Below are 3,415 nucleotides of genomic sequence, written 5' to 3'. Positions count from 1 at the left end.
GGGGGAGGGAAGGACGCGTCGGCGCCTTTCCCCGCGATCGAGAAAAAACGCATCACTCCCCCGCCGGCAGCGGCGCCGCCCCGTCCGAGCGGCGCCGGCGGCGGGCGTTCACCCGGTGCCGGAGGCGGTCGAGGGTCAGGTAGACGACGGGGGTGGTGTAGAGGGTCAGGATCTGGCTCACGATCAGGCCGCCGACGATGGCGATGCCGAGGGGCTGGCGCAGTTCCGCGCCCTCGCCGCCGGCCAGGATCAGGGGGGCGGCGCCCAGCATCGCCGCCAGCGTTGTCATCATGATCGGGCGGAAGCGCAAGAGGCAGGCCTCGGTGATCGCCTCCTGCGGCCCGAGCCCGCGCGTGCGCTCGGCATCCAGCGCGAAGTCGATCATCATGATCGCGTTCTTCTTCACGATGCCGATCAGCAGGAACACCGCGATCAGCGCCACGATGGTGAACTCGGTGCCGGTCACCAGCAGGGCCAGCAGGGCGCCGACGCCGGCGGACGGCAGGGTGGAGAGGATCGTGAGCGGGTGCACGAAGCTCTCGTAGAGGATGCCGAGGATGGCGTAGACGGCCAGGATCGCGGCCAGGATCAGCAGCGGCTGGCGCGAGGCCGAGGCGACGTAGTTCTTGGCGGCGCCCGCATATTCCCCGTGGATGGTGGCGGGCAGGCGCAGCTCGCGCATCGCCGCCTCGATCGCGACGGTGGCGTCCGACAGGCTCTTGCCGGGGGCGAGGTTGAACGAGATCGTGGTCGCCACGAACAGGCCCTGGTGGCTGACCTGGACGGGTGCGCTGCCGGTCTCGAACTTCGCGAAGGCCGAGAGCGGGATCATGGTCTCCTTGGACGAGGAGACCGGCGCGCTCGACGAGGCGCCGCCCTTGGAGGCGGCGATGGCGTTCGAGGCGGCGTTGCGGGCCGAATCCGAGGCGATGGCGGCCGCGTTCGAGGCGGCGTCCGCCGTGCTCGACGCGGCGGTCGCGGTGGTGCCGCCGCCGCCCGCGCCGGCGGCGGCCACCGTGCCCGCGACCGCGTTCGTCACCGCCGAGCCCCGCGCCTTGCCGCCCGAGGTCGAGACGTAGATCTGCTTGAGGGTCTCCGGGCTCTCCAGGTAGCGCGGCGCGATCTCCATCACGACGTGGTACTGGTTGAGCGGGTTGTAGATGGTCGAGACCTGCCGCTGGCCGAAGGCGTCGTAGAGGGTGTTGTCGATCTTGTCGGGCGTGATGCCGTAGCGGAAGGCGGTGGCCCGGTCGATCACCAGCCGGCTCTCCAGCCCGCCCTCCTGCTGGTCGGAGGTGACCTCGGCGAAGGTCGGGTCCCGCTGGAGGGCCTGGACCAGCTTCGGGGCCGCGGCGTAGAGGTCCGCGGCCGTGTCGCCCTGGAGGGTGTACTGGTACTGGGCGAAGCTCTGGCGGCCGCCCATCTGCAGGTCCTGGCGCGGGAAGACGTAGAGGCGGGCACCCGCCACCTGCGCGAGCTTGGGCCGCAGGCGGGTGGTCACCGCGCTCATCGCGTCGCGTTCGCCGCGCGGCTTGAGGCCGATGAAGACGTTGGCCGAGTTGGTGCCGCGCCCGCCGGTGAAGCCGACGACGCTGTCCACCGCCGGGTCGGCCTGGACGATGGCGACCGCCTCCCGCAGCTTCTTCTCCATGGCCTGGAAGGAGATGCGCTGGTCGGCCTGGACGCCGCCCATCATCTGCCCGGTATCCTGCTCGGGGAAGAAGCCCTTGGGCACGATGACGTAGAGGTAGACGTTGAGGCCGACGGTCGCCGCCAGGGTCAGCAGCACCAGGCGGGGGTGGCGCAGGGCCACGCTCAGCGTGCGCTCGTAGGCGGTGAGCGTGCCGGTGAAGGCCCCCTCCAGCCCGCGGATCAGGAGGTTGGGGCGCCGGCCCGCGCGCCCGTGCGATTCCGGCCGCAGGAGGCGCGCGCACATCATCGGCGTGGTGGTGAGCGAGAGCACCAGGGAGATCAGGATCGCCAGGGACAGGGTGACGGCGAATTCCTGGAAGATGCGGCCGATGAGGCCGCCCATCAGCAGGATCGGCAGGAACACGGCCACCAGGGACAGGCTCATCGAGATCACGGTGAAGCCGACCTCGCGGGCCCCGATCAGGGCCGCCTCCAGGCGTGGCTTGCCCATCTCGATGTGGCGCTGGACGTTCTCCAGCACGACGATGGCGTCGTCCACGACGAAGCCGGTGCCGATGATCAGCGCCATCAGCGAGAGGATGTTGAGGGAGTAGCCGAGCAGGTACATCGCCGAGAAGGTGCCGACGATCGAGATCGGCACGGCCACCGCCGGGATCAGCGTGGCGCGCCCCGAGCGCAGGAAGGCGAAGACCACGAGGATGACGAGGCCGACCGCGATCAGCAGGGTCTCCTCGGTGGCGGCCAGCGACGCGCGGATGGTGGCGCTGCGGTCGCCCGTCAGCTTCAGGCTGATGCCGCCGGGCATGGCGGCGGTGATCTGCGGCAGGGCCTCCTTCACGCCCCGGATGGTCTCGACCACGTTCGAGCCCGGCTGCTTGTAGACGAACAGGAGCACGCCGGTCTTGCCGTTGACGATGCCGAGGTTGCGCTTGTCCTCCACCCCGTCGACCACCTGGCCCACGTCGGTGAGCCGCACCCCGGCCCCGTTGCGGTAGGCCACGACGATGTCGCGGTAATCCTCCGCCTTGCGGCCCTGGTCGTTGGCGTAGAGCTGGTAGCGCCGGTCCCCGGCCTCGATCCCGCCCTTCGGCGAGTTGGCGTTGGCCGAGGCGAGCGCCGCGCGGATGCCCTCCAGGCCGATGCCGTAGTGGAACAGGGCGGTGGGATCGAGCTCGACCCGCACGGCCGGCAGCGACGAGCCGCCGATGTCGACGTTGCCGACGCCGGGCAGCTGCGAGAGCTTCTGCTGCACCACCGTGGCGGCCGAATCGTAGAGCTGGCCCGGCGTCAGGGTCTCCGAGGTCAGCCCGAGGATGACGATGGGCGTGTCGGCCGGGTTGAACTTCCGGTAGGTCGGGTTGGTGCGCAGGGAGGCCGGCAGGTCGGCGCGGGCCGCGTTGATCGCGGCCTGGACGTCCCGGGCCGCCCCGTCGATGTCGCGGTTCAGGCCGAACAGCAGCACGATCCGCACCGTGCCGATCGAACTCGTCGAGGTCATCTCGTTGACGTCGGCGATGGCCCCGAGGCGCCGCTCCAGGGGGGCCGCCACCGTGGTCGCCATGGTGTCGGGCGACGCGCCCGCCATCTGCGCCTGGACCAGGATGACGGGGAAATCCACCTGCGGCAGGGGCGCCACCGGCAGCTTCAGGAAGGCGAAGATGCCGGCCAGCAGCACGCCGATGGTCAGCAGCGTGGTCGCCACGGGGCGGCGGATGAACGGCTCGGAGACGTTCATGGGCGGACCCTCCCTCCCCCCTCTGCG

At 70.8% G+C, this 3,415-nt stretch carries 1 protein-coding gene; it reads right to left on the bottom strand.

The genetic code is table 11. The features are described from left to right. Nucleotides 1–52 precede the first annotated feature (52 nt). Nucleotides 53–3,388 carry an efflux RND transporter permease subunit gene (locus tag COGEMETH_RS17655; protein WP_238183913.1) on the bottom strand — a complete coding sequence of 1,112 codons (3,336 nt, stop codon included), beginning with the start codon at nucleotides 3,386–3,388 and terminating at the stop codon, nucleotides 53–55. Between the last annotated feature and the right edge of the window lie 27 nt (nucleotides 3,389–3,415).

Origin of the sequence: Methylobacterium trifolii, from assembly GCF_022179685.1 — a bacterium.
Taxonomy (GTDB): Bacteria; Pseudomonadota; Alphaproteobacteria; order Rhizobiales; family Beijerinckiaceae; genus Methylobacterium; species Methylobacterium trifolii.
Note: the sequence above shows the minus strand (reverse complement) of the source record. Positions and strands in the feature narration are given on the sequence as shown.

Excerpts from the sequence above, each read along its gene's own strand:
- COGEMETH_RS17655 (WP_238183913.1), bottom strand. The coding sequence starts at position 3,388 with ATGAACGTCTCCGAGCCGTTCATCCGCCGCCCCGTGGCGACCACGCTG.